At 58.4% G+C, this 22251-nt stretch carries 37 protein-coding genes; 18 read left to right on the top strand and 19 right to left on the bottom strand.

Translation table 11 applies throughout. From position 1 onward, the window contains the following. Window positions 1-41: 41 nt before the first annotated feature. On the top strand, window positions 42-362 hold the full coding sequence (locus BFQ04_RS11125) for a hypothetical protein (protein WP_065950886.1): 321 nt from the start codon (window positions 42-44) through the stop codon (window positions 360-362). 64 nt (window positions 363-426) lie between these two features. Here BFQ04_RS11125 and BFQ04_RS11120 read toward each other — a convergent pair whose 3' ends face one another. From BFQ04_RS11120 to BFQ04_RS11110, 3 genes are read right to left on the bottom strand one after another with little or no spacing between them, the layout of a single operon-like run. Then, on the bottom strand, window positions 427-1110 hold the full coding sequence (locus BFQ04_RS11120; RefSeq protein WP_065950861.1) for a hypothetical protein: 684 nt from the start codon (window positions 1108-1110) through the stop codon (window positions 427-429). Next, window positions 1107-1673: a hypothetical protein gene (locus tag BFQ04_RS11115; protein WP_065950860.1), complete on the bottom strand. Its 567-nt coding sequence runs from the start codon at window positions 1671-1673 to the stop codon at window positions 1107-1109. The genes BFQ04_RS11120 and BFQ04_RS11115 overlap by 4 nt, the downstream gene beginning before the upstream one ends. Continuing rightward, on the bottom strand, window positions 1673-2119 hold the full coding sequence (locus BFQ04_RS11110) for a hypothetical protein (RefSeq protein ID WP_065950859.1): 447 nt from the start codon (window positions 2117-2119) through the stop codon (window positions 1673-1675). The genes BFQ04_RS11115 and BFQ04_RS11110 overlap by 1 nt, the downstream gene beginning before the upstream one ends. Window positions 2120-2590: 471 nt before the next feature. On the opposite strand from BFQ04_RS11110, the gene BFQ04_RS11105 reads away from it, so the two are divergent. After that, the gene (locus tag BFQ04_RS11105; protein WP_083217963.1) at window positions 2591-2788 is read left to right on the top strand and encodes a hypothetical protein; all 198 of its coding nucleotides are present in this window, start codon (window positions 2591-2593) and stop codon (window positions 2786-2788) included. A gap of 403 nt (window positions 2789-3191) precedes the next feature. On the opposite strand, the gene BFQ04_RS11095 is transcribed toward BFQ04_RS11105, so the two are convergent. Then, the gene (locus BFQ04_RS11095) at window positions 3192-5354 is read right to left on the bottom strand and encodes a DNA cytosine methyltransferase (protein ID WP_065950856.1); all 2163 of its coding nucleotides are present in this window, start codon (window positions 5352-5354) and stop codon (window positions 3192-3194) included. Window positions 5355-5398: 44 nt separating this feature from the next. Between BFQ04_RS11095 and BFQ04_RS11090 the strand changes: the two genes are divergently transcribed. Further along, window positions 5399-6046, top strand: a complete 648-nt coding sequence (locus BFQ04_RS11090) for a hypothetical protein (RefSeq protein WP_065950855.1) — start codon at window positions 5399-5401, stop codon at window positions 6044-6046. Window positions 6047-6122: 76 nt separating this feature from the next. Here BFQ04_RS11090 and BFQ04_RS11085 read toward each other — a convergent pair whose 3' ends face one another. From BFQ04_RS11085 to BFQ04_RS11025, 14 genes are all read right to left on the bottom strand, one after another. Continuing rightward, on the bottom strand, window positions 6123-6683 hold the full coding sequence (locus BFQ04_RS11085) for a hypothetical protein (protein ID WP_065950854.1): 561 nt from the start codon (window positions 6681-6683) through the stop codon (window positions 6123-6125). A gap of 355 nt (window positions 6684-7038) precedes the next feature. Then, window positions 7039-7365 carry a hypothetical protein gene (locus tag BFQ04_RS11080; protein WP_065950853.1) on the bottom strand — a complete coding sequence of 109 codons (327 nt, stop codon included), beginning with the start codon at window positions 7363-7365 and terminating at the stop codon, window positions 7039-7041. Between the two features lie 69 nt (window positions 7366-7434). Continuing rightward, window positions 7435-7836, bottom strand: coding sequence for a hypothetical protein (locus BFQ04_RS11075; protein ID WP_065950852.1), 402 nt, complete (start codon window positions 7834-7836; stop codon window positions 7435-7437). Next, a complete protein-coding gene (locus BFQ04_RS11070) occupies window positions 7833-9458 on the bottom strand; it encodes a YqaJ viral recombinase family protein (RefSeq protein WP_065950851.1) in 1626 nt (541 codons plus the stop codon). Before BFQ04_RS11070 ends, BFQ04_RS11075 begins: the two co-directional genes overlap by 4 nt. Next, complete coding sequence (bet, locus tag BFQ04_RS11065; protein WP_371914496.1) at window positions 9455-10240, bottom strand: phage recombination protein Bet; 786 nt, start codon at window positions 10238-10240, stop codon at window positions 9455-9457. Before bet ends, BFQ04_RS11070 begins: the two co-directional genes overlap by 4 nt. Before the next feature lie 174 nt (window positions 10241-10414). Further along, window positions 10415-10669 carry a hypothetical protein gene (locus tag BFQ04_RS11060; RefSeq protein WP_065950850.1) on the bottom strand — a complete coding sequence of 85 codons (255 nt, stop codon included), beginning with the start codon at window positions 10667-10669 and terminating at the stop codon, window positions 10415-10417. After that, window positions 10666-10869 (bottom strand): hypothetical protein, encoded by a 204-nt coding sequence (locus tag BFQ04_RS11055; RefSeq protein WP_065950849.1) that lies wholly within the window; start codon window positions 10867-10869, stop codon window positions 10666-10668. The genes BFQ04_RS11060 and BFQ04_RS11055 overlap by 4 nt, the downstream gene beginning before the upstream one ends. Beyond that, a complete protein-coding gene (locus BFQ04_RS11050; RefSeq protein WP_065950848.1) occupies window positions 10866-11057 on the bottom strand; it encodes a hypothetical protein in 192 nt (63 codons plus the stop codon). Before BFQ04_RS11050 ends, BFQ04_RS11055 begins: the two co-directional genes overlap by 4 nt. After that, window positions 11054-11491, bottom strand: a complete 438-nt coding sequence (locus BFQ04_RS11045) for a hypothetical protein (RefSeq protein WP_065950847.1) — start codon at window positions 11489-11491, stop codon at window positions 11054-11056. Before BFQ04_RS11045 ends, BFQ04_RS11050 begins: the two co-directional genes overlap by 4 nt. Window positions 11492-11510: 19 nt before the next feature. Continuing rightward, complete coding sequence (locus tag BFQ04_RS11040; RefSeq protein ID WP_065950846.1) at window positions 11511-11750, bottom strand: DUF551 domain-containing protein; 240 nt, start codon at window positions 11748-11750, stop codon at window positions 11511-11513. Then, the gene (locus BFQ04_RS29655) at window positions 11747-11923 is read right to left on the bottom strand and encodes a hypothetical protein (RefSeq protein ID WP_175413277.1); all 177 of its coding nucleotides are present in this window, start codon (window positions 11921-11923) and stop codon (window positions 11747-11749) included. The genes BFQ04_RS11040 and BFQ04_RS29655 overlap by 4 nt, the downstream gene beginning before the upstream one ends. 21 nt (window positions 11924-11944) lie before the next feature. Continuing rightward, window positions 11945-12187 (bottom strand): hypothetical protein, encoded by a 243-nt coding sequence (locus BFQ04_RS11035; protein WP_065950845.1) that lies wholly within the window; start codon window positions 12185-12187, stop codon window positions 11945-11947. Window positions 12188-12446: 259 nt separating this feature from the next. Further along, complete coding sequence (locus tag BFQ04_RS11030) at window positions 12447-12953, bottom strand: hypothetical protein (RefSeq protein WP_139111919.1); 507 nt, start codon at window positions 12951-12953, stop codon at window positions 12447-12449. An 815-nt stretch (window positions 12954-13768) separates the two neighbouring features. Next, window positions 13769-14506, bottom strand: coding sequence for a S24 family peptidase (locus BFQ04_RS11025; RefSeq protein ID WP_083217962.1), 738 nt, complete (start codon window positions 14504-14506; stop codon window positions 13769-13771). An 83-nt stretch (window positions 14507-14589) separates the two neighbouring features. Here BFQ04_RS11025 and BFQ04_RS11020 point away from each other — a divergent pair, with 83 nt between their 5' ends. The 14 genes from BFQ04_RS11020 to BFQ04_RS10960 all read left to right on the top strand — a co-directional run bounded on the left by BFQ04_RS11020 (window position 14590) and on the right by BFQ04_RS10960 (window position 21358). Next, a complete protein-coding gene (locus BFQ04_RS11020) occupies window positions 14590-14829 on the top strand; it encodes a hypothetical protein (RefSeq protein ID WP_065950843.1) in 240 nt (79 codons plus the stop codon). Window positions 14830-14857: 28 nt separating this feature from the next. Beyond that, window positions 14858-15058: a hypothetical protein gene (locus BFQ04_RS11015; protein ID WP_034120602.1), complete on the top strand. Its 201-nt coding sequence runs from the start codon at window positions 14858-14860 to the stop codon at window positions 15056-15058. A gap of 19 nt (window positions 15059-15077) precedes the next feature. After that, window positions 15078-15284 carry a hypothetical protein gene (locus tag BFQ04_RS11010; RefSeq protein WP_065950842.1) on the top strand — a complete coding sequence of 69 codons (207 nt, stop codon included), beginning with the start codon at window positions 15078-15080 and terminating at the stop codon, window positions 15282-15284. A gap of 88 nt (window positions 15285-15372) precedes the next feature. Next, window positions 15373-16173 carry a hypothetical protein gene (locus BFQ04_RS11005; RefSeq protein WP_065950841.1) on the top strand — a complete coding sequence of 267 codons (801 nt, stop codon included), beginning with the start codon at window positions 15373-15375 and terminating at the stop codon, window positions 16171-16173. Continuing rightward, window positions 16173-16970, top strand: a complete 798-nt coding sequence (locus BFQ04_RS11000; RefSeq protein WP_065950840.1) for a hypothetical protein — start codon at window positions 16173-16175, stop codon at window positions 16968-16970. Before BFQ04_RS11005 ends, BFQ04_RS11000 begins: the two co-directional genes overlap by 1 nt. Continuing rightward, window positions 16967-17767: a replication protein P gene (locus BFQ04_RS10995; RefSeq protein WP_065950839.1), complete on the top strand. Its 801-nt coding sequence runs from the start codon at window positions 16967-16969 to the stop codon at window positions 17765-17767. The genes BFQ04_RS11000 and BFQ04_RS10995 overlap by 4 nt, the downstream gene beginning before the upstream one ends. Beyond that, on the top strand, window positions 17764-18321 hold the full coding sequence (locus BFQ04_RS10990) for a hypothetical protein (RefSeq protein ID WP_065950838.1): 558 nt from the start codon (window positions 17764-17766) through the stop codon (window positions 18319-18321). Before BFQ04_RS10995 ends, BFQ04_RS10990 begins: the two co-directional genes overlap by 4 nt. After that, entirely contained in the window at window positions 18318-18521 is a 204-nt protein-coding gene (locus BFQ04_RS10985) for a hypothetical protein (protein WP_065950837.1), read from the top strand. Before BFQ04_RS10990 ends, BFQ04_RS10985 begins: the two co-directional genes overlap by 4 nt. Further along, complete coding sequence (locus tag BFQ04_RS10980) at window positions 18518-18982, top strand: recombination protein NinB (protein ID WP_065950836.1); 465 nt, start codon at window positions 18518-18520, stop codon at window positions 18980-18982. The genes BFQ04_RS10985 and BFQ04_RS10980 overlap by 4 nt, the downstream gene beginning before the upstream one ends. Further along, window positions 18979-19296, top strand: a complete 318-nt coding sequence (locus BFQ04_RS29250) for a hypothetical protein (protein WP_139111918.1) — start codon at window positions 18979-18981, stop codon at window positions 19294-19296. Before BFQ04_RS10980 ends, BFQ04_RS29250 begins: the two co-directional genes overlap by 4 nt. After that, entirely contained in the window at window positions 19293-19898 is a 606-nt protein-coding gene (locus tag BFQ04_RS10975) for a recombination protein NinG (RefSeq protein ID WP_065950835.1), read from the top strand. Before BFQ04_RS29250 ends, BFQ04_RS10975 begins: the two co-directional genes overlap by 4 nt. Continuing rightward, on the top strand, window positions 19895-20476 hold the full coding sequence (locus BFQ04_RS10970; protein ID WP_065950834.1) for a hypothetical protein: 582 nt from the start codon (window positions 19895-19897) through the stop codon (window positions 20474-20476). Before BFQ04_RS10975 ends, BFQ04_RS10970 begins: the two co-directional genes overlap by 4 nt. A gap of 202 nt (window positions 20477-20678) precedes the next feature. After that, window positions 20679-21017, top strand: coding sequence for a hypothetical protein (locus BFQ04_RS10965; protein ID WP_003175039.1), 339 nt, complete (start codon window positions 20679-20681; stop codon window positions 21015-21017). Continuing rightward, on the top strand, window positions 21014-21358 hold the full coding sequence (locus BFQ04_RS10960) for a hypothetical protein (RefSeq protein WP_065950833.1): 345 nt from the start codon (window positions 21014-21016) through the stop codon (window positions 21356-21358). Before BFQ04_RS10965 ends, BFQ04_RS10960 begins: the two co-directional genes overlap by 4 nt. A gap of 22 nt (window positions 21359-21380) precedes the next feature. Here the strand turns inward: BFQ04_RS10960 and BFQ04_RS10955 are convergent, their stop codons facing one another. Beyond that, window positions 21381-21629, bottom strand: a complete 249-nt coding sequence (locus BFQ04_RS10955; protein WP_139111917.1) for a hypothetical protein — start codon at window positions 21627-21629, stop codon at window positions 21381-21383. 153 nt (window positions 21630-21782) lie between these two features. On the opposite strand from BFQ04_RS10955, the gene BFQ04_RS10950 reads away from it, so the two are divergent. After that, the gene (locus BFQ04_RS10950) at window positions 21783-22217 is read left to right on the top strand and encodes a proteasome subunit beta (protein ID WP_065950831.1); all 435 of its coding nucleotides are present in this window, start codon (window positions 21783-21785) and stop codon (window positions 22215-22217) included. Window positions 22218-22251: the final 34 nt, after the last annotated feature.

Below are 22251 nucleotides of genomic sequence, written 5' to 3'. Positions count from 1 at the left end.
AAAGGAGTACAAGTGCGGACTCTTTAATGCGGGCCAACGTCATGTTTGTGAAGAAACGAGGGCGGGTGTTTTGGGATTGGTCTGACTGCGAGCTTCATGCCCGGTGTCACGATGGCTTGCTTCCAGATGGGGGACAGATCGACGTTCAAGTTCGCACCTCTCGAACAGGTACAGTTCAGTTATTTGTGAGCGCTTACAGCGGAAGTGGCAGCATCCTTTTTGAGGAGTACTACAAAGAGCGACCGGGGGAATCTATGACCACAGCCCTGGCCTTTGGTGTGGCAAGAGCAATGATGCTTACAGCGACGAAGCTGTCGCCTATCCCTTCCACCATGCGCCTTGGCATCTACCGCAACGTTTGACTTCTTGCGTTCGCGCACGCTTGCCCTTTGTAGATGAAGACGTAGGCGAACCAGAGGGTGGCGGTCACGGTGTCACCTGCTTGAACTCGACCACCCAGACCCACGGGTTGGAGTTCCACGACTCGGCGCCGTTGATCCCTACCCACAGTTCGCGCCAGGCGTCGAACGGGTCAGTCCAGTTGCCTGGGCCTGGCTCGGACTTGAAGGGGTGGGAAGCATAATCGCCGTCGCCCTGATGGATTCGGTTGATGCCCTCGGCGATGTAGCGGCTTTCGAAGGCCGTCTCACCTTCGCCGTCCTGCAACCGCTCGACGCGCACTGCTGTAATTTCCAGCAGGATGCGGCTGACCCAGCGGGGCATATGGATGGACGGGCGGCCCTTACCTGGCTTGATCATCGCGCATCCGGTTTGCCTGGCAGCCCCGTCCGCTGCGTAATGAATCGGTTCGCCTTGGCTCAGGTCTCGCGGCGCGACCGCGTCGACCTGTGCGTCTGCCGCCCAGGTCTCGCGCACCCACAGCCGGTCACCGGGCTTGCCAAAGGGGCAGCAGCTGTTGACGAAGTGCTTGGTTACAGGCTTGCCGTAGCCGTCCTGGCCGTAGTTGGAGTTACCTACGCAGAAATTGCCACTGGCATCAATGTGCGGCTGAACCTTGACCGGTCGCCGCGTTACCGTCTTCCGGCCTTCCAGAATGGCGCGCACCATCGGTGCTGCAAACAGGACGGGGCGTTCTTTGGTAGCAATCATGGGTTCACCCGCTGGCCGAGCATCACGTCGGAGACAATTTCCCAGAGCTGGGCCGGTGACCACTGGTATCGATCAAAGTCGGTGTCTGGTTCCACGCCGTAGGTGCAGGTCGAGTGGGCGCCCGCCGGATAATCTCCGCGCTTTGCCATGATCGTAGCCACCCGACCATCGCCGCCGGGCTCGGTGCGGTGGTACTGGTAGGCCTGCGTGTTGTAATCGTTGCCAGCCACGATAACGCCGGAGTAGGCGCGCACGAGATTTGCCCGACCATCCGGTGTCCACGGCCGGCCGCCACCGGCAGTCCGAGCACCCTCGTGTAGGTACAGCATGAATTCGCCTTCGTCATGGCGCTGCAGGTCATACTCGTGGTTGATCTGTGCACCGACGATCACGCGGGAGGTAAAGTTAAACCGGTGATCATGGATTGCCGAATCCTTGAAGCACGCCCGGCGGGGCAGTTCTGGGTGCCAGACGTGCAGGCGTTGATTACCTTCCAGCTGTACCTGCACAAACCCAAGGCCGTGCAGGGTGATTTTGTCGGTCATTACGTCGTCGATGATCATCAGTAATCCTCCCAGTTCAAGCCCTGGATGTATTCGTTCGGGATGGTCACGACCGCGGCAGGTATCTCGCTTTCGGCCCGGCCATCGCCGAAGTACCCGATAGCCGCCTGGGCCCGCTCCATTGACAGACGAGCGTGTCGCAGCTGCCAGGCCTTGCGTGCCTTGTAAGAGCGCAGTGCCAACGCCTTGTCGGTGTAGGCGAATCGACGGCCCCAGTTGCCACCGTCTTTCAGCACGCGCTTTCTGCGCTTCTTAACCGCCTCAGCTGTCCAGCTGTATTGCGGGCCTTTGACCAGGTCGCAGGTATGGGTATCGCCGATGTAGAAGCACTGCGCGGTTTCGCCGATCACCTGATAGGTGATGCAGTGCACCTCCAAACCTTCCGGGCCAATGGTATCGATGTAGCGGTAGTGATCCGGCCAGGCTTTTTGAGTTTCTTCAGGCATGACTTCGTCCTTGCCGCTATAGCGGCTGACTTTGAAGGGGATTGAAGGGACAGATATTTTTGCTTACAGCTATGTGTGGTCCAATCCAAACCGCATAATCGCCTCCTCACCATCATGGCGGTTCAAATGAGAAATCGAGGCAAGGTTTACTGCGAATGGGCTAATTCTGCTATTCACTGCCGTTCTGTTGACGAACGACAGGCTGACGGCGCCCAAATCAATGTCCAAGTCAGGATGTCGCTCCTTGGTCGAACACAGTTATTCGTGGGCGTCTACGGCATCACAGGAACGATGATTTATGAAGAGGCTTTCGATTCGCTCAGTTCTTACACTATGACGAATGCTCTCGCCTGGGGGTTGGAGACAGCCAGACTGAAGGTGCCTGCGGGCTCTGTCGCTACTGCCGTTACACGCCGATCTACAAGATCGGGCGGTCGGTCAAGTAAGCTATAAATCATCAAAGGCGAGATTTTGAAAGATTATCGCGCTGAGGTAGACCACCTCTTAGAAGAGCTCGAGCTGGCCGCCAATGAGCTGATGCTGATGATTGCAAAAAACCAAATGACTGGTGCGACGTGGCTTGATGCCACCCGTCGACATTTCAATGCTACAGAAGCATGGGACGGCTTTTTGAGAAGAGCGCAAGCGGCGTCCGAGAGTTATCACTAAAACCTACCGTTCATCTCTCTCTTTGAGTATTTTCTTTGACCCGCGAGTCATTGCAGTAAGAGCTGACCAAGACAGGTCTCACTTTTGAGCTTCCTTTTTAGCAAAGGGCCTTAGATATGAGCAGCATTGAAGAATTTCGTTATAAATCACATGAACTCTTGATTGAGCTAGACGCCGCTACTACGCGGATGATGAAGCTGGTATCGATGAAAGAGGTTACCGGGCCCGTTTGGGATGAGGCTTCTAAGAGTCACCGCGACGCTTATAACTCGTGGAATGATTTCGTCAACTCAGCTCCAAAGTCTGTGTTGACTGATAGTTAAGCCGGTAATGGGAACGCTCAGGTAAATCCGTTTCACGGGGAGCCCTTGATGGGCCATGCCCGGGCGGTGGAGTGGTGGAGTTACGCGGCGTGTGATTGGCGTTGCTCGCCGCGCCATGGGTCGTTGGCCCTGGCCAATGCAGCCATCGGTGGCGGGCTGACGCTGTTGCCGCACATGTGCACCTGCTGGGTCTTAGTGAACGGCTTGCCGTCGGCGCCGTAGTTGATGATGTAGTCGGCTGGAAAGCCCTGGGCCTTGTACAACTCGGCCGGCTTCAGCATCCGCAGGCAGATGTCGACGATCACGTAGGGCGTGCCCTTGACCATAACGGTGACCATGGCCAGGCGGTCCTTGGTGGTGATTGTCGGCGCGGGCGCATCGCAGGCGCTGATGTTCTCGGTTCCGTAGTAGCTGATCAGGAAGGCGGCAACCCGAAGGGCGCCTGCTTCATGCTCTGGCGAGAGGGTGAGCGACACCAGCGAACTCTTGCCGCCACCACCGGCGGTGATGGTCGGCGCTGGATCATCGAGGCCCTGGCCAATGCTGCCGCCGAATGCCCGCTCCATGAATGCGCTGACCAACCCGTGGTGCTGGCCGCCGGCGCTGACGGTGTGCAGCGGGTCATTGACGTTCCGGGCATCGCAGTTGCCGCGCAAGTGCACCAGGTTCGCCGCCACCAGCTGTTGCTGGCTGCCGGTGTTGGTCACCGTGGTCATCGGGTCTTCGATGCTCTTGGCGTCGGTGGCGTTGAAGCCGCCATTCATCTGGGCCATGAACACCGTGGATATGCCCATGGCGTGCGCGGCCCCTGCCGGGCGCTGATAGTTGCCGCCGCTGGTGATGGTCGGCAGTGGTTCGTCCAGCGCCTTGCCCGCGTCGTTGAATCGAAACTTCACCAGGTGCGCTGCTGCGATCGCGCGGTGACTGCGAGTCATGAGCGTGCCGACTGGTTGATCTATTGTAACTGGGTGACCGGCATACTCTGGCCCACCAGCCCCCACCAGGATTGAGCTGGTCAGTGCGTGTTTAACGCCGCCGGCAACCACCGTGCCCAGTGGCTGGTTCAGGCCTGGGACTCGCGGCTCTTGCCCTGGTCGCTCACCGTAGCCCGACTGAATCAACGTAGGACTGATCAACGTCAGCTCGCCACGGTTTGCACAGGTCACGGTGGGCAGCGGCTCAAGCGGGTCATTGATGCGGTCGCTGCCCTGGTGTGTAGCCGGGGCAATAATCGGGCTGACCATCGAAAAGGCGCCGCCCTTTGGGTAGGAGGTGATCGTGCGCAGTGGCTCGCCGGCCGACTGCACCGTTTCTCCTGACCAGTTGGCGATCGGCACAATGAACGGTGCCGCGCTGTCGATGACGAATTTCTTCATGCCCTTGGCAACGCGGCGCAGGGTGGCCGGTGCCAGGTCTTTCTTGCGGCCGAAGATGCTTTTGCCCAGGTCGGTAAAGTCGATGCAGTCAGCGGCCGTTTTCCACTTCTGCTGGCCCTTGGCGGGGTTCTTGGCGTGGGTCGGCTCAGGCCACACGATCGGCTGGCCGTCGCACCGGGCAATCATGAACAGGCGTTCCCGGCTGGTCGGTGCGCCGAAGTCGCAAGCCTTGATCACCTTCCACTCAACGACGTAGCCCATTCCTTCCAGAAGGGCCACGAAGCGGCGCCAGGTGCGGCCGCGCTGCTTTGGATCGGGAATCAGGAACTGCTGGCCAACCGGCACAACCTCACCAGGCGCAGCAACGTCGCCGCCGAGCTTCACCACGCGGCCGGTGGCCTTGTCGCGCTTGGCGATCAATCGGCCCCACTGCAGGATCTGCTTCACGTTCTCCAGGCTGATCACCCGGGGCCGCTTCTTGCCTGCCCACTTCAAGCCGATCCACGAGAGGTTGCGGATCTCGCGCTTGCGCGGCTGGCCGCCGGCTGCCTGGGAGTGGTGCGTGCAGTCCGGCGACATGTGGAACCATCCGACGGCCTTGCCGCCGCACTCGGTGCCTGGATCACCCTCGAACACGTCGGTAGTGAAGTGCTGTGCGCCGGGGTGATTCACTGTGTGCATGCTGATCGCTTGCGGGCTGTGGTTCTTCGCCACGTTCACCGCGCGGCCCAGGCCCATTTCCAGCCCGGTACCGGCGCCCCCTCCACCACAGAAGAAGTCGACAACGATCTCATCGTCCTGAGGGTTGAAGCCGAGTCCGTATTGGGTTTTGAAATCGAAGGGGTGTTTCTTTTGTTGTGCGGACATAAGGTATCCTCTACGAAATATCGAGTGGTTTCCAAGGAGGCAATTTGAAATCGGATACTGTGGTGTGGATTGGTTGTATTCTTATATTTATGGCTGGCGTAGTTTGGTCTCCGATATTGCTAAGTTCTAAAGATGGTGTCTCCGGGTTCGGTTCCCTCAAAGAATCTTTGGAGTGTATTAGCTATGTCGCTACTGTCGCTGCCTGTGTAGCGGCGATTCTTGCGCTTAAAAGTTGGAGGACACAGTTCCGGCATAGTAAGAAGTTTGAATGCTTGGCGCGGCTGAAACTGGCGTCTGACAATATTCAGTGCGCCGGCAGACATGTGCGGTTTTTTACAAGGAATCAAATTAGAATTAACGGTTTAATCGCAGGGCAATTTCCAAAAATGGAGGAGCGAGCCTCAGAGGCAGAACAGGCGTGGGTTTCAGCGGATACAGAAATGGGACGCGCAATTGATGAGTGCGAACTGTTTGTTGTAACTAAATTTCAGCGAGAACTATTTCTGTTGCACGATGAGCTTTCGCAGGTGATTAGAACCTATGAATATAAATTTTTTGACTTGCTTGAGGATAAAGTTGTTGCAATGCAATTAATTCATGCCGCTGAACGAACTGCATATGCACAATGCGATGAGATAGTCGGAAAAATAAAAAGCCTTACAAAATCGATACGTTCTAAAGAGTTCTCATAAACCATGACGTGGCGAAATTCGCGCTGGCGTGATTCGTTGATATGGGGTATTACGGGTGACCGGCGTGCTGGACGGTTTACGCGGCCTGGCGCTGTCCCAGCACTCGCTGGCGTGCGGCTTCAAATTCGCTACCCAGAATTTCGGCGGCGCCCTCGATGTTCTCGTTTCCGTCCTCAAGACGTAGGCCGAGGTTCAGGTACACGACCCCGTCCAACTCGAAGAACACACCGCCGCACATCCACAGCGCGCCGGGGTTCAGGCCGATCGCCTCCCATGCCTCGTCCATGTCGATACTGGCGGGGCAATGCTCCTTCCACAGTGCCGAAAGGCGCTCATGCTCGACGACCTGGACGGCGCGCGCTTCCTTTGGTGTTCCTTTCGCCGGCTTGGCGCTTGAACGCAGGGCGCGGTAGTCGTACTGGTCGGGGCGGCACCAGTGCACGTCTAGTTCGCGGCTATCACTGATCTTCACGCCGCCGACGTAGCTTCGATTACCTGACCTCATCGGCGAGGCCGCACCCCCGAACACCTGGCCAAGTTTGGCGCGCTGGGCGTCCCACTCTTTGCGCTTGGTTTCCCAGGTGATGACCGCCGCAACCACGGCTGGGGCGGTGGTCTTGTACATGTAGTTGCTCATGGACTATCTCCAGTCAGGCGCCGCCCTCCGGTGGCCGGTGGTGGCAATTTGGTTTGGGTTGGGGTATTACGGGTGGCCGGCATGGGGCCGGATTAAGGAGAATTGATGGATCTTTCAAGCGTGAAGCACACGGTTAGATTGAGCACGGACGAGCACTCAGGCTGTCCATTTTGCGGTCACTCATTCGGAACAATGATTGATTGGGATATCAATCATCTACTCCAACAGCATGACGGCTTGCTGCTGCATGTCGGAGCGGAATCAATAAACGGAGCTGACGAGCCCTCTTATTATTCGACGGTAGCTGTTGTTGGATTCTCTATATCCCCGCCAGAGCGAACGCCATCGGCAAGATTCAGTCCGCGAAATCCTCCTCAAAGTTAAAGGCCTGGATAACCTGTCGCTGATATGCCAGCTCCAACTTCCGCGACACGTTTTCGCTTATCGTGATTTCGTGTCGCGGCGGCGCAAGAAACTGCGCCGACTCCACTGGACCCAGGCCGTGCAGGTGGTGAATCATCAGCGTCATGGCCTCGCCCTGTTCCTCAATTCCGTTCCAGGCCATCAGGTCAGCCAAGGCCTGGCGGGTGCCGGCCATGGTGTGGAGTCGCAATTCTTCCTCGCCGCGAGTCTTTCGCCTCGCCGCAGTCTTTGCCGATCGTTCTTTCTGCGCGGCAGCCATGGCCTACCTCTTCTATTCCGCTGGCCGGCAGTGCGAGCCAGGTTTGACGTTTGCGTTGCTGGGTGCGGGCTATGCGGCGCATCGTTTTCCGCCTGGAGCCGACAATGGATAGTCGATCGCGTGATTTGCGAGGATGCGGGCCAGCGTCTTCGTGTTGATCCCGAGCTTCCCGCAGACCTTCCGGCGGCTGATGCCGAGCTCCATCACCTTCGCCAAGCGTTGCTTGCGCGCTTCGATCTGCTCTTCAAGCTTGGTGGGCAGCCTTTCCGGTACCGGTTCGACGCGGCGGCGCACGAATGGCTTTGGCGCGGGCGGCATCTGGTTGCTGTAGGTGATGGGCTTGGGTTTGTAGTTGTAAGCCGGGGCCTGCTCGATCTCGCCGCCGACTGCCACGAACTCGGCGACCTGGGCCGCCAGTTCATCCGAGGCCGGGCGCAGTGCCTCGACCAGGCTGAGGTGGTTGCTGATCATGCTGCCGCCTTGGCCAGCGTCACCCCGGCCATGCTGAAGGTTGATCCCTGCGCCGCGACCATCGCGTCTAGCGCTTCCCAGTTGACCAAGAGGACGGTGATCGGCGCCTGACCATATGCCACGGCTTTCACCAGGGCCTCGAAGTCTGTCACGTTGGCCTGCAGCGCTACCTGCTCCACGGTGTGGCTCGCCGCAGGCTTTGTGGCCTGGCCGACGGGTGCCGCCTGTACCGGAGCGGTGCGGACAGGCTCTGGTGTCGCCACCTTCTCCACGACCGGCTCTGGCTTGATGGCCGCCAGGCGCTGGGCTTCCTGTTCTTCAGCAATGCGCTTCGCGTCGGCCTTTTCCTTCTCCGCCTTCTGGTGTTCGGAGATTCGGAATTTGATCAGCGTAACAAGGTCATCGTTGGCTTTGGTGACCAGCTGCTGCACGTCGCTGAACAAGAAGGCGTAATCAACGGCGAGCTCCGCCAGGCTGGTCAGGTTCAATCGAATGCTGTCCGCTGCCTGACTTGCGTCGATCTTTGCCCGGGCCAGTTCGGTATCGGCCGCGTCTTGGAGACTGGCGATGGTGCGCTTGTTTTTCATTGCGCTAGCGAAGTCGACTTGCACCTGAGGCAGCGCCACCTGGCCCAACGTCCTGTTGATCCCGGCGATGTGTTCCGCAAGTGCGAGCTCGGCCTTTTGCTTGATGGTGGTCTTCACCAATAGCTCCTGGGCCTGCACGAGCTTATTGACCTTCAAGCGCGTCTCGCGGGCGTGGGCACTGATACGATCCAGCGACGAGAACAGTTCGTCGATGCTTTGTGTCTGCGACAGGGCCTGCTTCTTGGCGGTAGCGACAGCCTCTTCAACGTCACCACACCATTTGACGGCCTTCTTCGCGTCGGCGAAGTCCTGGTCGGTGGAGAGTGTAGTTTTCACCGTGTCGATGACCGCCAGGGCCGAGTCTTCAAACACCTTCAGGTTGCTGGCGGTGACCATGCCGGTCAGTTCGATACGCAGGGCTGGCAGCTCATCAGGCGCCTTGCCGACTACGATTGAAGGCGCGTCGGCCATTTCGAAGTTGGCCAGGTCTGCCTCGAACTGTTTCCAGCCTTCGATCAGCTGTGCCGCGCGCCCGGCCACCGGCCGGTATTCCATGTGCACGAAGTTCTCCGGCGTGCCGTCCGAGCAAACAAAGATGGCCCGCTCAGCGCCGCTCACCAGCAGTTGCTGCTCAAGCTGCCAGTAGTAATGCGGAGCCAGGTCGCCGGCTTTCACCTGGGCTACGACCGACTCATTCCACAGTTTGTGCTCGAACAGTGTCTCGCCGAGCATCGTTGCGCCGTCCATGGAGGCCAGCAGGTTGCCCTCGGTGGCAACGATTGGATACAGCTCTTCGCCGATCAACGCTTCAGTCAGTGGGCGGGCCAGGGCTTCAGTAGCGTGGCCCTTGTCGAAGATGAACTGCTGAGACGGCGTGACATCGGGCGTGATGCCGGTCTTCTTGGCCGCCAGCAAATCGGTCCGGGTTTGGTACTTCGAAGCGCCCATCATTGCCGGGGCTTCGGAGGCGGTGCGGTACTGGGCGCGGAGGGCAAGCCACTCGGCGGAGCCTTGGGCTACGTTGTGAATTTTCATGCTGCGTCTCCATCGAGGGCTTTGAGGTTGGTGATGGTTTCGATCTGGTCATCGCGCAATGAGTACTTGCTGATGACATTGGAAATAATGTGCTCCGGACTGGTACGGCCGGCGTCGATCAGCGGCTGCCACTTCTCGATGTTTTCAGTCATCAGTTCGTCGGGGTAGGCAGGCTTGGCGTCTGGTTTTGGTGGAGCCGGCCGCGCCGGCGAGACGTCTTTGGCGGCCTCCTCGAACGACTTTCCTTCCATCTCGTCAGCGGTAGGGGCGGACCCGACTTCAGGGAATGCTTTGCGCAAGGCCTGCGCTTCGGCGCATTTGGCAAGTTGTGCAAATGCGCGGCGCTTCCACATAGAGTTGGGCGCAGCGCTGTCCTTGCTCGCAGTCGCGTAGTTTTCGAGCCAACGCTCGTTGGCGGTGAACTCGGCAACAAGTCCGTTCGACATTTGGCGCTTGACGGTGACCCGGCACCACTCCGGGTAAGTGACGTCGACACCGGCCAGCTTCGCAGTGATCGACGGCCCGTACTCGGGATCGCTGATCCCGGCGTATTGCCCTGTGCGCGCTGCCTGGATGCGGTACAAGCCAATACCAGGCATCACCACATCGACCATGCCGCGGCCCTTCTGGTAAATCGGGACGATGTGCACCGGCTTAAGCATCGGATCAAGCTGAGCCGCCTTGCAGTACGCCAGCACCATCACGACAGAGTTGTGCGCGGCGCCGGGGTACAGGCTGCCGCTCAGAACCTCGACGAGTGCGTCCTCGGAGATCGCCGGCATGTGCTCGGCGTGTTTAATTACTGCGGACACAGTGACTCCCTGCCGCGATGCTCGCAGCGATTGAAGGTGTTGGTTATTGGGTGATCAGGCCGCCGATGGCCGGGCCCAGGAATACAACTGCGATGAAGGTCAGGCCGACGATGGCCGAGGTCAGGCGGATGGCTTGGCGGGTCGTCATGGTATGCACCGCTCGCTACCGCCGCAGTAGCTGTAATCGGGGTTGAACTCACGCGCATCGCAGTCGAACACGTAGTCATTCCCGCACGATCTGCACTCTGCTTTCCAAACTTTGCCGATCCGCTGCAAACCCTCGGGCTCCCGCCCCTGAGAAGCTTCGTTACGGTAGTTGCGCTCGATTCGATTATTGCGTTTGCTCTGCGCTGCGCGAATGCGCGCGGCGTCAGTCGCGTCGAACCTTCTGAGCTTCATACCTTCACCTCATAAGCGACAGTCCACTCACCGCACATGCAGGCCCGGCCGCTCCAGGCATGGACATTTGGGATGCCTGCGTCATGTGCCAGCGACAGTGCGCCCAGCCACTTGGTGTGAGTGAAGGCCAGGATCATGCGGTCGGCGGGCAGCTCTTCGATTTGCTCGTCGATCAGCGTTTTCACTATTGGCGTGGTCATGCAGCCTCCTTGCGCTGCCGGCTGATCTTCAGCAGCCAGGCGCTGTAGTGGTGGAACTCTTCGGCGTTGATGGCGCCGGAAGTGAAGTGGCGGACAATCAGGCCCTCAGTCAGCGACTCGGCCAGATCTGTCGTGTCCGGATGCTCAAGAGCGAGAAGGGCGGTGGTTATCGCGACGTGCGGGCTCACAGCTCTGCATCCACGTCGTCTTCGGCCGCTTCCCGCTCGGCCGCTACAGCTTCGGCGGCGTAGGGCCTGAGCAGGTCCATGGCGATCTTCTCTGCGGCTTCGATGGGGCGGGGCTGGCCGATAAGGTCAGCTGCATGTCCGCGTGAATCTGCCTGGCCGCCGAGGATCGACGATAGGAACAGCCGGGCAAGTGAGTCGCGCTCGTCCAGGCCGTCGATCTGGCGTTGGTTCAGGTGGCCTTGCAGGTAAGTGCAGAATCGGTCAAACGTAACCACTTGCGGCTGGCCGTGGCGGCGCTTCCACTTGATATCGACGCCGCACACCAGCTGTTCCGCCGAGTGTTCCAGCCACTCCTGCTCCGGATTTGCCTCGCTGATCTCTGGAGGCAACTGAGCGTCGAAACGCTCTTGGCATATCTTCAATGCTGCGTTCATGGTCGCCTCCATGGTGGCGTTAGTCGGTGGGCGGGGCGGGGAGGGGCTGCCAGTGGGTTATTCCAAGAAGCTCGCGGGAAATAGCTACTGTCTGATACCAATGATCTTCGTAGGGGCTGTCTTCATCCCTGAAGTCACGCTGGATGCTGCATAACGTGGCGGTTGTGTAATTCTTCTTTTTGGTCATTCCCATAGCGAACACCAGAACGTTGACGCCATGTTCTGGCAGCCTGTCGCTGCACTTAATCCAATCGCTCATGGCGGCCTCCAGTGTTCCAAATCCAGCCAAAGGTATTCGACATGCTGTCCCGGCCCGTGCTGGGCGTAGACGCGGTCGCGGTGTTTTAGGTTGACGTGCAGCTTTGCCTTCTTCCGCTTGGGCCAGGCACTGCCGCAGATCTTGCAAACATGAGCTACAAGCTCTTCGGCCATGGCGACCTCCAGTGTTTGGGGTTAGGCGGATCGGGCGGCGAGCATGGCGTCGGCAAGGCCGTAGGACTCTCGAGCAATAAAAGCGTTGTCGCAGTCAGCTCCTGGACCGCTTGCACAAATACCCTGCAGAGCCTTTGCCGCGAAGTAGTCGCGCAGGCTCATCCCGGACAGATCACGCTTCGTTTCGGCGACTGTCTTCGGCTCAAAAACCATGTGGTCGTAATCCGCGACCGGGAAGGCTGGGCCTCCGTCTTGAATGCTCATGACTCTCTCCATTCGTTGGCTCACCTGTATTCGTCAGCACACATACCTCCCGATGGTTGCCGATGGGCGCGGGGTGTGTGCTGACGCAATAGAGGCGCATAAAAAAGCCCGAACATTGCCCGGGCTTTTACCTTCGTACGTGACTGCCGGGCGCATGTGGCGTCGGGCAGCTATTGGCTAGTCCATGATAGTGATCCTCGATTGTGCGGTTGTTTTCCCGATGCCCACCGCTCTGGATGGGCATCAGTGAAAAGGTCCGTCATTTGTGCGCTTCGGGATCTTTGAGGTGCTTGTCGAACAATTTCTTGTGCCGGCGGGCGAACCGAGCCACAAAAGCGACCGCAACAAGTGTCATGGCGGCCATGACGACTGGGTAAAGCTTGATAGCGAGGAAGACCGCGAGAGGTGAGAAAAAGAACAACCCAAGAAACGGCAGCAGAACCTCCGTTTGCGTTGAGTCCTTTTTGTCTTTCCACCATTGGTAGCCATTGCCCTCCGTTGTATACGGCGTCCATCCACGCATCCGCGCCATAAACTCCAGAACCGGGTTGCGCCCGGCCTCCGCATCGTCAATCCAGGCCCAGGCCTTTCGCCACACAAGGCCAACGAGGACGGCACCTATAAGCAAGCCTGCCACTGGAAACCCGAGCATAAATACAGCCATCAGCTGTTCGGGTAAGTTCTCAAATTTTCCCATCTCACTACCTCCGTTGATTTTCCGGATGACCCTGTCGCCAAGGTCATCGAGGAAATCTGTTGTCTCCACCACGCGCTGGTCCGAGTCGTCTCTCACCGGCGTTAGCACATTTCGTGTTCGATGCTTTGCCGGTTTGTGCGTGGTTTCGCGTACTCACATGAGGGAGTACGGCAGCTATCCAGAGGCTGCATGGGCGGCGATTTAGCTTCTTCCGACCCAGGTAATGGCCTGGGTACGTCGCGGTGGTCACGTCAGACTGTTAAAGAGCGGTCAGGCCCTGAGGCCCTGGCGAGTCCCTGTTGGGTGACTCGATGGGGCCAATATGTACCAATGGTTCATATTGGTCAAGTACCAAAAGTACATATTTTTATTGGAGGCACAAAAAAGCCCGCTCAATGGCGGGCTCAGTTACGCGCTGCGCTGGTCAGGTCTTGCGCACTCGATCTGTAAATCTGTCAGCAATGCTTCTAGGCCCATTCAGCCGATTCACAATTTCTGTCCACGAGTCGCGCTCACATTCGGCGCATATAGCAGCATGTCGCTTTTCAACGCCTGTGGTGTTCTCGGCAATGTGTCGTATGACAAGGAGAAACCTGTGGAAATCAGATCCGTTTGTGTGGATAGGACCTATTTCGGAAGCCATCATCGAAGTTGTTGCCATGCGATCAGAAAATGCAGTGCAAGGTATCCATATGCCCTGCCACGCCTCCCTGATTATAGTTGGCGGTCGCTTAGACCTGTCCCAGTGGGTATCACCATGCCTTTCGAGAATTCTAAAAGGAGTACGCAGTTGCATAGTGGCGCAGAACTTGAAGTGAGTTACTAAATCAGTAGCTGGCCAATCCTGTGTGCTAGCCTTGTATTCCATTACAAACCTCTTCGATTTACAGCATCCCGCCGCGCCAAACCACACGCCCGATGATGCGAACCTCATTTATCTCCCCATCACGCAGGGTCTCGTCGCCGTAGCGCGTCTTGTCCGGGTTGTCGCTTCGAATGATCCAACCTTCGAAGTCCGACTTCACTAAGCGTTTCACAATCGTTCCCTTCGATTCGCTCTGCATCGCGAATATCTGACCGTCCTTCGGCTCAACCCTTGACTCATCCACCAGCAGTACGTCGCCGTCGTTGATGGTCGGCTCCATGCTGTTGCCGCTGGCGTAGATCACATCCAGGTGCTTCTGGTTTAGGTTGTTTGCGCGCAGCCAGGCCGACTTGAATGCCATGACGCCGCGGATCTCGACATGCGGGTTGTCGTCGCCATCACCGGTTGATCCGCGCGCCGTCAGCTGGAGGACGCCGGTATAGCCGGGTTCGTCGTTTAGATCGAAGCTGCGCGGGGGAGTGCGGCCTTCATCAGTGACAGCGACAGGCGACTCGCGCATTTCGCCGCGGCCGTATTCCAACCACTCAACCCTTACGTTAAGCGCCGTGGCCAAGGCGAGCATCTTGGCGCCCCCAGGCATTGATTCTCCGTTGAGCCACTTACTACAGGCCTTCGGAGTCACCTTCGCCATTTTTGCTAGGCGAACACCCGCCCCCCACTCTGGAATCCCGGCCTCAGACAGGGATTGCTTTAAGCGCGCTACGAACGAATTTCGAATTTCTTCTATTTGAACCATGGGTTCATGTTCTCACGCGCTTGCATGTACTTTCAGTTCCGACATAAGATGTACCGTAAGTTCATATTTGACTCGGAGGCCTTATGCGGCCGCTCAAGAAATCGATTGATGATGCTGGTGGTGTTCCGTCCGTGGCGTTGGCCTGCGGGAAGACTCCGCGCGCTATCTACAAATGGCTTGTTGCCGACGCCTTGCCGCGCACCGAGTACACCGGCGAAACCCAATACGCCAAGAAGATTGCAGAACTGGCTGCCGCCAATGGCAAGCCGTTCGAACCCGCCTGGCTGCTTGCCGAGGCGCACCCAAAAAAATCAGCCGCTTAACCCATTCATCAGCCAGGAGAACAGAAGCATGTACATGGACCCCAATCAAAAGCGCGCCATTCCGGTGAAGGTTCGTTTCGAACCAGTGCTTGATCGGATTCTGCGCAAGGCCGCAAGCAAGACCCGTATGCAGCACGCCACGTATCTCTACGAAATCATCGAGTGGGCAGTTTCCAACGGTGTCATCGAAGAGCTCATGCAGGACAAACAAGAAGATATCGCGGGCTAGAGGCCTTTTGGAGGCCCGAATGAGCATTGAGCTTGAAAAGTTGCCGCCTAAAACGCGGCTAGCAGTGGAGGGGTTGATGCGCCAGAACGGGTGGAGTTTTGCCCAGGCCATCAACGCAATGATGGAAACATCAATCGCAAGTGGGGCGCTTTCAGAAGTCGGCAGGAAGAAGGCGAAGGTCCTTCAGTTGGTTACCCCAATGAGGGCCTCTGGCAGGGACTCTTAAGGGTAATCCAGAGGGCCTCTGCCAAATTCAAGGCAAAAAAAAGCCGGGGTAGTGACCCGGCTCTCTTCAACACGTTGTGGAGCAAATCATGCACCATCAAACAGAAACGATCAATACCCCAATCGATTCCGCGCCACGTTTTTCGATTGCTGAAAACGTGGCGCGCGAAAAGATGAGCAGCTTTGACCTGCTCGACCTAGTCAATTCAGCCCGCGCTCAGTTCGGCGAAAGTGAAGTTCGCAGAAATGATTTCACCGCGCGGTGCCGGGATGAGCTCGACGGCGAATACTACGAAACTTTCGTAGTAAGGAATCAGCGCGGGCCGGCCTCCGAAGGGCTGATGCTGACGAAGGACCAGTGCCTATTGGTATCCATGCGCGAGTCGAAGGCAGTTCGCCGCAGCGTAGTCGCCAAGATCAATGCACTGGAGGCGCCCGAGCTCTCCACCATCCAAATCCTGCAGATCGCCATGGAGTCTGAAAAGGCCCGCTTGATGCTCACCGCCCAGGTCGAGCAGCAGGCCACGAAGATCCACTCGCTGGAGAACCTGTTCAAGGAAGGGATGACCCACACCCAGTTCTGCAAGGGCCTCAATGGGGTCAACGTCATGCAGGTGGGCAATTACCTAGAAGGGCGTAGCTGGCTCTACAACGAGAGCAAGTCCGGCACCCGCCACCGTGTTGGCTCGTACGCCCGCGACAAGTACATGACCGAGCACCAGGTCGAAGTCACCCCGCACGGCAAAGAACCGTTCATCTCCTACACGCCCGTCCTGCTGAAGAAGGGTGCTGCACGCCTGTACGACCTGTACCTGGCCGGCGAGCTGCCCATGAAGAAGACCTGGGACGGCCTGTTCACCCACGACAAAGCATTCAAGGGGGCCGCGTGATGGCTCGTTCCAGAAATATCAAGCCAGGGTTCTTCTCGAACGAACACCTGGCAGAGGTGGATTTTGCCACCCGCTTGCTATTCATCGGCATGTGGACCGAGGCTGACCGTGAGGGGCGTCTTGAGGATCGCCCGCGCCGCCTGAAAATGGCCCTGTTCCCGGCCGACAATGTGGACATCGAAAAGATGCTCGCTGACCTGGATCATTTGGGATTCATCACCCGGTACACCGTTGGATCATTCAACGCCATCCAAATCGTGAACTGGGCGAAACACCAGAACCCGCACCTCAAGGAAGCCAAGAGCACCATCCCTGAAATGCCCGAGCCAGAGCCTTGCCCGGTAAAGGTTGGTGCAGGCACGATGCAAGCACCAGACAAGAACAGTTCTTTCCCGGCTGATTCCCTCTCTTCTGATTCCGGATTCCTGATTCCTGATTCCCTTCCTCCGTCGCCTGCTCCGGTGGTGGTGGAAGACCTTTTCCCAAAGTTCTGGAAGCTCTATCCGCGCAAGGTCGGGAAGGACAAGGCGGAGAAGGCCTGGGCCAAGCTGAAGGTCACCCCGGAGCTGTTAGAACTGATGGTGAAGGCGCTGGGCAAGCAGGTGCTGACGCCCGATTGGCTCAAGGAGAAGGGCCAGTTCATCCCGCACCCGTCGACCTGGCTGAACGGCAAGCGCTGGGAAGACGAGATCCCTGAAGTACCTAGCAACGTTCACCCGTTTGCGCCTCGTCGCCAAGCCAACGGCCCTGACGTCAATGACTTGAGTTGGGCTGAAGACCTCGGCGGTGCGCTATGAGCAGCAAGCCAAAACCGCCCCGCAGCGCTGCACAGCTGATGAAATCTGCCGGTGCAATCTCGGACTTGCCTGCCGCTATTGCCGAGTACCAGCCGCCGGCTTTGCCGGTAATCCCGAAGACGCTGCCGCCTGGCACCGCCAAGGTGGTGAACGCCTTGTTCATTGAGCTGATGGCCGTATTCCCAGCGTGGAAACAGGCCTGGCCGGATGACGCCGCCCTGGGTGCTGCCAAGCGCAGCTGGATCAAGGCGTTCATCGTCGCGGAGATCAACACGATTGAGCAAATCCGCTTCGGTATTGAGCGGTGCCGGACTCTGGGCCGCCCGTTCGCGCCAAGCGTTGGTGAGTTCATCGCCATGTGCATGCCGACGCCGGAGATGTTGGGGATCCCAAGTCACGACAAGGCTTTCCGCGAAGCGTTGGTGAACGCCCATCCAAGCCGGTTCGGCAATCGCGTCTGGTCGCACCAGGCCGTGCGCCACGCCGCGCTTCAGTGTGAGATGCACAACCTGGGGGATCTGATCCCGGAAAAGGCCAGCAAGGTGTTCGACAGGGCCTATGACATCACGATCCGCCTGCTGATGCAGGGCAAGCCGCTGGAAGACATCGCCATAGGCATTGGGCACGACAGCCAGAAGACCGAGCTGGAGTTGGCAGAGGAATACGCCAGCCAGCGCCAGGCGCGTCTGTTAGCGCTTCAGTCGATCCCCGCCAGTGGTGCTGCCGCCCGCGAGCTGCTGTTGGCGAAAATGAACATCAAGCGCGAGCCGGTGTGCGGCGCGGAGAAACGGACATGACCGACTACACCGAACTGAAGCGGCTGGCCGAGGCAGCCCAGTATGAAAATTGTGAGTTTCAGCATGAGCTCGTCGCAGCAACGAAAGCGTTTTTCGTCGGGTGCATCCCCGAGCAGATCCTGGCCCTGATCGCCGAGAACGATCGGCTGAACACGGAATGCAAGCAACTGATCCTGCTGGAGCATAACGGCGGTACGGTCGAGGCCGCGACAAACCTGCTGGCCGAGCGCGACCATTTCCGCGCCCAACTCGCCGGCCTCAAGACCGGCTACGAAGCCTACGAGCGGGTGAATGCTGAGCTGAAGGCTGATGCGGGGCGACTGACTGCATTAGTAGGAAGCCTCGTCATTGCATCAGGTGCTCCCTTGCAAGCCGACCTCACCGAATTTTTGGAAGCTCTGCGCAAGGATGCAGCCCGTTACGAATGGCTCCGCCAGGCGCGCAGCGGCTATATCGAAGTAGTGGAGTGGATCGGCCCGCACGCAACCGGGATGACCGGAGAAGACTTGGACGCACTACTCGATGCTGCCATGGGCAAGGGAGAGCGGTCATGAAGACTCTGAAGCAGTTGAACATGCGGTCATTCAGCGAAACCTATCGGCGCGCCCTGAAGGGATGGCCTGGCGCCTTAACAGACCTAGCTCGATCTATTGCTGATGTGGCGATTAACCTGATTGCTATCACCATGCCGATCACGGCTCCTGTGGTTTGGGGTTTGGCTTATGCCTATCGCCAGTTGAGGGCCAAGCCATGACCAACGTCATCCACAAGCCTCGCCACTTCTGGTCGGCTGGTCCGTCGCGCGTCCGTGAAGTCCTGCGACTGGCCTATCTGTTCGCTACCGAGCTGTCCGTCAGTGGCGCAGTAGAGATCATCGTCCGCCCGGTGAAGTCCCGCCGCACCTTGGAGCAGAACGCCAAGCTCTGGGCAATGCTGGGCGACATCTCTCGACAGGTTGAATGGCCGGTCAATGGCGTCATGCAGAAGCTCGACAGCGAGGACTGGAAGGCACTGATCACTGCTGCTGCTAGGCAGGAGATCCGCATGGCACAGGGCATCAACGGCGGCGTGGTCATGCTTGGCGAAAGCACCAAGCGCATGACCGTGGCCGAGCTGGGCGACGTGATCGAGTGCATGTATGCGTTCGGTGCTGACAAGGGCGTGACCTGGAGTGAGCCCAAGGGCCAGATGCCAGAACAGTGGGAGGCCGCATGAACCATAACTTAAAACCTGGCGACCTGGCGCTGATCGTAGGTTCGTCCTGCGCAGAGAACATTGGCAAAACGGTACGGCTGGTTGAATTTGTGCCAGTTGGCGGCGTTCCCATCGTGAATGGTCAGGCATATGGGCCAAGGCTGCATCCGACATGGGTTGTTGAAACGCCAGGCGGGGAGGCATCCCTCATCGTGCCAAGGGTCTCGACAGGGCGATTGGAGAGCGTATCTGTTGGTGCTTGCCGCGAATCATGGCTGATGCCTTTGCGCGGCGACTTCACCCATGAGCAGCAGAAAGCCAAGGAGGCTGTATGACCATTGAGCGGAAGCCGCCCAGGCCGAAGAAGTGCCGCATTGCTACGTGCAGGGCATTATTCGTACCTGCGCGAATGGGGCAGGCGGTGTGCAGCCCGGCCTGCGCAATGATCGACGCGCCCAGGCATGAGCCGAAGGCCCGCAAGGCGCTGGCCGACATCGAGCGCAAGGACATCAAGGTCCGCAAGGAGAAGCTGAAGAGCAGGGCGGATCACCTGCGCGAAGCCCAGGCGGCGGTGAACGAGTACGTGCGCCTGCGTGACGCTCACCTGCCGTGCATCAGCTGCGACTCGACGCCAAACGACAGCGACCTCATGACCGGCAGCCGCTGGGACGCAGGTCATTACCGATCCGTGGGCGCCTGCCCAGAGCTGCGCTTCGAGCCGCTGAACATCCACCGGCAGTGCGTGAAGTGCAACCGCAACCTTTCCGGCAACGCCGTGGAGTACCGCATTCGCCTGGTGCTGCGCATCGGCGCCGAGAAGGTCGCTTGGCTGGAAGGCCTGCACCCGCCCTGCAAGTACACCGTGGATGAGATCAAGGCCATTAAGGCCAAATACCGGGCAATGGCCAGAGAACTGAAAAAGGGGCAGGCAGCATGAAGATCAACTCAGCGCGCCAGGCTTGGCATGACTGCAAATACAACCCGTCCCCCGGCCAAACCTCTGACGTGGTGCAGCTGGGCGTGGTGGTGCAGAACACCGAGCGCGGGCCAACGGCAAACCACGCGGTGCACGGGGCGTTGGCTGGGCATATCCAGTCGGCAATCGCCCGACTACACCCGCAGATCCGCGTCTTCGGTGACTTCATGTACGCCGCCGAGCAGAGCGACGACATCCGCGAGGCGGCGGAAGAGGTCGTGTTCCTGCTGGTGCAAAACCGGTCTCCGCGCATGACGGCGGCAAAACGCGAGAAATTGGAGTTCGTGGTGAAGGGGGTGATGCGCCGGTACCAGCACATGCACCAGGGTGGGCAGTCGTCGAACGAAGATCCGCTGGCCAACGCCGAGAAGTTCCGGGCATGGATGTGGCAGGTCTATGAAGTTCGCTTGGAGTCGTGCAACTGGGAGCGGGATTGGGGTGGTGTGCTGCAGCTGATCTTCGAGTGCTGCGAGGATCTGGACCGGCGCGCACTCAGCCCTGTGGCAGCGGTAATTTACGAAATGCGCGAGGCCGCTTGAGGGACTATTGCGTTCCCGTGCGGCTCGTGGCATGATTTCGCCACTGTTAGAGTTTTGCCTTCGGCAACTTACTCGAAAGCCAACAAAGCCTCGCCATCGTGCGGGGCTTTTTCGTTTTCGGCTCCACCACACCCATTGCTCCGAGCTGGGAGTGCTGTGTGAGCCGATTCAATTCCCAAACATGCCCCACGGAGTAGAGCGCATGGAGTATCTACAGCGCCTGCTCGACAAGATCGACAGGTTCGAATTGTTGATTGCGGGCCTCATTGGGGCTGTCGTTGCTAGCTGGTGGCACAAGGACGACTTGTCAGACTGGCGCGCTTGGATGGTGTTCTTGGTCACTGGGGTGGCCTGCTCGCTGTACCTGACGAGCATGGTCAGTGCCTACCTGAATGTCACTGAGCCCAAGATCGTCGCCGGCATCGGTTTCTTGCTGGGCACGTTCGGCGGCTCGCTCCTGGCAGCAATCAACCGAGCCATCAAAGCCGCTGACCTCTGGGCGCTTATCCGCCAGCGGTTCGGGGGAGGCAATCCACCATGAATCTTGAACTGATCAACTCCATCGCCTGCGGCCTTATCGCGCTTTGGGCTGCCTGGTGCGTACTGAGCGGTAAGGTGAGAGACGGAATCCTCGGGAAGCTGATCTATTCGGCCATCGCCATCAGCGGCTTCGTAGTAATGACCCGCAGCCAGAACATCTTCTTCGGGCCGACCACTGCTGGCCTGACATTCCACTTTGCTCTCTGCATGGCCGGGGTGCGCCACATGTTCATGGTCATGTACTGGAGGACGGTGAAGGCCTGGCTGTGCCGGACGTTGAACTGCGAGCACTGCTTGCACTGTGACAAGGCGCCCCGTGATGTTGAGCGCCGGAGCAAATAGTCCTTTTCAAGGTTCGTTCAGGCTATCGCTTTACCAATTTGAGTGCTGGCCGCGTGCGTATCTGGTCAGAATTGGTCTTCCTAGACAAGTTGTTGAGCAAGCCAATTTGTTTGCTGAGCGCTTTCATAGCATTGGATAGACCTTCAAGCTCAGCTGTTACGGCTGGGTGTTCAGCTAAAACAGAATTTTTCAGGGTCAAGAATACATTCGCCAGCTTGATGAAGTGTTCAGATGCTTGGAGTAGCTCTTTTTTGATTTGTTGCGTATGCACTTTTGGTCCCTGCGCTTCTGTAGTTAGTACAAGAGTGTCGGCGAACATCCTCGCAAGATTAGCCCCAGCGACGAACGGTCATAAATTAAATGACCGATCCTCGCCACGTTTTCGAATGCGCCAAATCGTGGCGCGCAATCACGAGGGATGCAGATGACGACCATCGCCTACAAAGACGGCATGATCGCCTATGACTCCCAGATCACTTGTGGCAGCACTGTCACCTATGACGACTACGAAAAGTGCCACGAGGTGAAAGGCGTCAAGTTTTTCATGTGCGGCAAGACCTGTGATTACACGGCGTTGCAGGACGCCTTCTTTGGCGCAGCCGTTACCAGGGAAGTCGATGCCTCTGCAATCGTCGCTGATGGAGAGGGCCTTTGGTGCGTGGGTGCCGGAGTTGAGGATGGTTTCTGGAAGAGTCCAATCCCGGCTAGCGCGATTTACGCAATCGGCTCAGGTGCAGATCACGCGATCACCGCCATGGATATGGGCGCCACTGCGTACCAGGCGGTTCAGATGGCGGCCAAGCGCGATACCGGCACCGGCGGGATGATCCGAACCGCGAGCATCAAGACTATCGAATAACCATTGAATGACGTTCGAACGACGTTGAATGACC

This window comes from Pseudomonas sp. 37 R 15 (genome assembly GCF_900004865.1).
In the GTDB taxonomy this organism is placed as follows: domain Bacteria; phylum Pseudomonadota; class Gammaproteobacteria; order Pseudomonadales; family Pseudomonadaceae; genus Aquipseudomonas; species Aquipseudomonas fluorescens_AM.
This window is presented reverse-complemented; position numbering and strand designations above follow the sequence as displayed.

Coding starts and splice junctions, on each gene's coding strand:
- BFQ04_RS11125 (WP_065950886.1), top strand. CDS start 42: ATGTTTGTGAAGAAACGAGGGCGGGTGTTTTGGGATTGGTCTGACTGC.
- BFQ04_RS11120 (WP_065950861.1), bottom strand. CDS start 1,110: ATGATTGCTACCAAAGAACGCCCCGTCCTGTTTGCAGCACCGATGGTG.
- BFQ04_RS11115 (WP_065950860.1), bottom strand. CDS start 1,673: ATGATCATCGACGACGTAATGACCGACAAAATCACCCTGCACGGCCTT.
- BFQ04_RS11110 (WP_065950859.1), bottom strand. CDS start 2,119: ATGCCTGAAGAAACTCAAAAAGCCTGGCCGGATCACTACCGCTACATC.
- BFQ04_RS11095 (WP_065950856.1), bottom strand. CDS start 5,354: ATGTCCGCACAACAAAAGAAACACCCCTTCGATTTCAAAACCCAATAC.
- BFQ04_RS11085 (WP_065950854.1), bottom strand. CDS start 6,683: ATGAGCAACTACATGTACAAGACCACCGCCCCAGCCGTGGTTGCGGCG.
- BFQ04_RS11080 (WP_065950853.1), bottom strand. CDS start 7,365: ATGGCTGCCGCGCAGAAAGAACGATCGGCAAAGACTGCGGCGAGGCGA.
- BFQ04_RS11075 (WP_065950852.1), bottom strand. CDS start 7,836: ATGATCAGCAACCACCTCAGCCTGGTCGAGGCACTGCGCCCGGCCTCG.
- BFQ04_RS11070 (WP_065950851.1), bottom strand. CDS start 9,458: ATGAAAATTCACAACGTAGCCCAAGGCTCCGCCGAGTGGCTTGCCCTC.
- bet (WP_371914496.1), bottom strand. CDS start 10,240: ATGCCGGCGATCTCCGAGGACGCACTCGTCGAGGTTCTGAGCGGCAGC.
- BFQ04_RS11060 (WP_065950850.1), bottom strand. CDS start 10,669: ATGAAGCTCAGAAGGTTCGACGCGACTGACGCCGCGCGCATTCGCGCA.
- BFQ04_RS11055 (WP_065950849.1), bottom strand. CDS start 10,869: ATGACCACGCCAATAGTGAAAACGCTGATCGACGAGCAAATCGAAGAG.
- BFQ04_RS11045 (WP_065950847.1), bottom strand. CDS start 11,491: ATGAACGCAGCATTGAAGATATGCCAAGAGCGTTTCGACGCTCAGTTG.
- BFQ04_RS11040 (WP_065950846.1), bottom strand. CDS start 11,750: ATGAGCGATTGGATTAAGTGCAGCGACAGGCTGCCAGAACATGGCGTC.
- BFQ04_RS29655 (WP_175413277.1), bottom strand. CDS start 11,923: ATGGCCGAAGAGCTTGTAGCTCATGTTTGCAAGATCTGCGGCAGTGCC.
- BFQ04_RS11035 (WP_065950845.1), bottom strand. CDS start 12,187: ATGAGCATTCAAGACGGAGGCCCAGCCTTCCCGGTCGCGGATTACGAC.
- BFQ04_RS11025 (WP_083217962.1), bottom strand. CDS start 14,506: ATGGTTCAAATAGAAGAAATTCGAAATTCGTTCGTAGCGCGCTTAAAG.
- BFQ04_RS11020 (WP_065950843.1), top strand. CDS start 14,590: ATGCGGCCGCTCAAGAAATCGATTGATGATGCTGGTGGTGTTCCGTCC.
- BFQ04_RS11015 (WP_034120602.1), top strand. CDS start 14,858: ATGTACATGGACCCCAATCAAAAGCGCGCCATTCCGGTGAAGGTTCGT.
- BFQ04_RS11010 (WP_065950842.1), top strand. CDS start 15,078: ATGAGCATTGAGCTTGAAAAGTTGCCGCCTAAAACGCGGCTAGCAGTG.
- BFQ04_RS11005 (WP_065950841.1), top strand. CDS start 15,373: ATGCACCATCAAACAGAAACGATCAATACCCCAATCGATTCCGCGCCA.
- BFQ04_RS11000 (WP_065950840.1), top strand. CDS start 16,173: ATGGCTCGTTCCAGAAATATCAAGCCAGGGTTCTTCTCGAACGAACAC.
- BFQ04_RS10995 (WP_065950839.1), top strand. CDS start 16,967: ATGAGCAGCAAGCCAAAACCGCCCCGCAGCGCTGCACAGCTGATGAAA.
- BFQ04_RS10990 (WP_065950838.1), top strand. CDS start 17,764: ATGACCGACTACACCGAACTGAAGCGGCTGGCCGAGGCAGCCCAGTAT.
- BFQ04_RS10985 (WP_065950837.1), top strand. CDS start 18,318: ATGAAGACTCTGAAGCAGTTGAACATGCGGTCATTCAGCGAAACCTAT.
- BFQ04_RS10980 (WP_065950836.1), top strand. CDS start 18,518: ATGACCAACGTCATCCACAAGCCTCGCCACTTCTGGTCGGCTGGTCCG.
- BFQ04_RS29250 (WP_139111918.1), top strand. CDS start 18,979: ATGAACCATAACTTAAAACCTGGCGACCTGGCGCTGATCGTAGGTTCG.
- BFQ04_RS10975 (WP_065950835.1), top strand. CDS start 19,293: ATGACCATTGAGCGGAAGCCGCCCAGGCCGAAGAAGTGCCGCATTGCT.
- BFQ04_RS10970 (WP_065950834.1), top strand. CDS start 19,895: ATGAAGATCAACTCAGCGCGCCAGGCTTGGCATGACTGCAAATACAAC.
- BFQ04_RS10965 (WP_003175039.1), top strand. CDS start 20,679: ATGGAGTATCTACAGCGCCTGCTCGACAAGATCGACAGGTTCGAATTG.
- BFQ04_RS10960 (WP_065950833.1), top strand. CDS start 21,014: ATGAATCTTGAACTGATCAACTCCATCGCCTGCGGCCTTATCGCGCTT.
- BFQ04_RS10950 (WP_065950831.1), top strand. CDS start 21,783: ATGACGACCATCGCCTACAAAGACGGCATGATCGCCTATGACTCCCAG.